This window comes from Streptomyces sp. MP131-18 (assembly GCF_001984575.1).
Classification (GTDB): Bacteria; Actinomycetota; Actinomycetes; order Streptomycetales; family Streptomycetaceae; genus Streptomyces; species Streptomyces johnsoniae.
On the sequence record NZ_LZNS01000007.1, the window covers coordinates 1 to 2,685 of the forward strand.

Sequence of the window (2,685 nt, forward strand, 5' to 3'; positions counted from 1 at the left end):
AGTTGTTCGAGGAGGTGGTCGGTGAGTGCGGCGGGAGTCGGGTGATCGAACACGGCTGTAGCCGATACCCGTACTCCTGCCTCCTCGACCAGACGGTTCCGTAGTTCCACCGCGGTCAGGGAATCAAAACCCGCGTCCCTGAAAGGCCGTTCCGCACCCACCACACCCATATCCGCATGCCCCAGCACCCCGGCCGCCAGCCCACGCACCAGTTCCAACACCATCCGCCGACGCTCACCCGCCGACACTTCCGCCAGGCGCCCGGCCAGCCCACCGGCGTCGTCAGCACCACCACTACCAGCAACACCACCCACGCCCTCCAGCACCTCAACAACCTCGGCCAGCTCACCCAGCAACGGACTCGCCCGCCGCGAAGTGAACCCCAAAGCAAACCGCTCCCAGTCCACATCCGCGACCGTAACCGTCACCTCACCAAGACCCACCGCCCCTGCCAACGCACCCACCGCCGACCCAGGATCCATAACCCGCAGACCACGCCGGGCCAAAGCCTCCTGCGCACCCTCCTCGACTGCCATTCCGTCCTCGGCCCACGGCCCCCATGCCACGGATGTCGCCGCCAGACCCCGCTCACGACGCACCTCCGCAAGCGTGTCCAAAAACGCATTCCCCGCCGCGTACGCACCCTGCCCCCCACTCCCCCACACACCGGCAATAGAAGAGAACAGCACGAACGCATCCAGATCCCGGTCACCGAACACAGCATCCAGATTGACCGCACCCGCCACCTTCCCCTCGACCACCCGGCCGCATTCCGCGATATCCGCCTCGGCCAGACCGCTGAACTGCGCCACTCCCGCCGCATGCACGACTCCACGCACCGGGGGACCGCTCGTCTCCACCTCCCCGATCAGGTCCGCCAGTGCTTCGCGGTCCGCCACGTCACACGCGGCCACCGTTACGTCGGCCCCTGATGAGGCCAGTTCGTCGCGCAGTTCCGCCGCGCCCGCGCCTGCCAGGCCACGGCGGCTGGTGAGCACCACCCGCTCCGCACCATTCGCCACCGCCCACCGGGCGACCCGAGCGCCCAGCCCGCCGGTTCCTCCGGTCACCAGTACCGTCCCCGACGGCTGCCAGTTCTCCGTATGGGCCCGGGTCCCGCTCACGCCGGCGCGCACCACACGGCGTGCAAAGGCCCCGCCCGGGCGTACCGCCACCTGGTCTTCCACTCCGCCGCCCAGCACACCGGCAACCACCGGCCATATTCCGGCCCCGGCGCTGACCGGCACATCCACCAGCCCGCCCCACAGATCCGGGAACTCCAGCCCCGCCACCCGGCCCAGTCCCCACACCATCGACTGCCCCGGTCCTGCCGGCACATCACCCGGACCCGTCGACACCGCACCTTCCGTCACACACCACAACCGGCCGCCGAACCCGGCCGCGGCCAGCTCCAGGACCAACGCCCGTGTCGCCACCCACCCCCGGGACAGCACCGGCACACCATCGACAGCTCTCCCGTCCCACGCCAACAGCGACACCACGCCCGAGACGGTGTCCAACGCACCGGCCCGCTCCACCACACCCGACATGTCCACACCATCAGCCCGGACCACGACGACTCCACCGGCCCCGGCGGACTCCAGCCCCGCCACACACCCACTCACAACCTCATCCCCCACCACACCTTCCGGCACCACCACAACCCACACCCCCGACAACCCACCACCCACACCCGCACCGCTCACACCGCGCCACTCCACCCGATACCGCCACTCATCGACCACCGCCCGCTCCCGGACACCCAGCCGCCATGACGACAGCACCGGCAGCACCTCACCCAACACCTCACGGTCCACCACACCCGCCCCACTCAAACCCTCGACCACCCCATCCACATCCCCACGCTCCACCGCGTCCCAGAACCACCCCTCCAGACCCGAAACCGAACCCGCACCCGCAGCAGAAACCAACCCCGAACCCCCGCCCGACTCCAGCCAGAAACGCTCCCGCTCAAACGCATACGTCGGAAGATCCACCACCCCACCCCCCGACCCGCCGATCACACCACCCCAATCCACACCCACACCCGCCACCCACACCCCCGCCAACGCACCCAACAACACACCCACTTCCTCACGCCCACGACGACACCCCGCCACCGCCACCACACCCGCACCCGCGTCCGCACCCGTGTCCGTGTCCGTGTCCGTGTCCAGACAGGCCTCGACCATCCCCGTCAACACCCCATCCGGACCCAGCTCCAAAAACGCCCCCACACCCTCATCCACCAACGCCGAAACCCCATCCCCGAAACGCACCGCCTCCCGCACATGCCGGACCCAGTACTCCGCCGACCCCAGCAGACCTCCCCCGGCCACACCACCCGTCACATTCGACACCACCGGAATCACCGGCTCACCGAACTCCACCCCACCCAACACCTCAGCAAACTCCTCCAGCATCGGATCCATCAACGGCGAGTGGAACGCATGACTCACCCGCAGCCGCCGCGTCCGCACACCACGCCCCGCGAACACCTCACCCACGGCCAGCACCTGCTCCTCCACCCCGGACACCACCACCGCCGACGGCCCGTTCACCGCAGCAACCCCCACCACACCACCCACCGACTCCACCACCGCGCGCACCTCATCCTCCGAAGCCGCAACCGCCAGCATCGCCCCACCCGCCGGCAGCCTCTCCATCAACCGCCCCCGCGCCGCC

At 69.4% G+C, this 2,685-nt stretch carries 1 protein-coding gene; it reads right to left on the bottom strand.

Translation table 11 applies throughout. The features are described from left to right. A partial coding sequence (locus STBA_RS37495) for an SDR family NAD(P)-dependent oxidoreductase (RefSeq protein WP_253195320.1) occupies positions 1-2,666 on the bottom strand: 2,666 nt, incomplete at its 3' end. Positions 2,667-2,685: the final 19 nt, after the last annotated feature.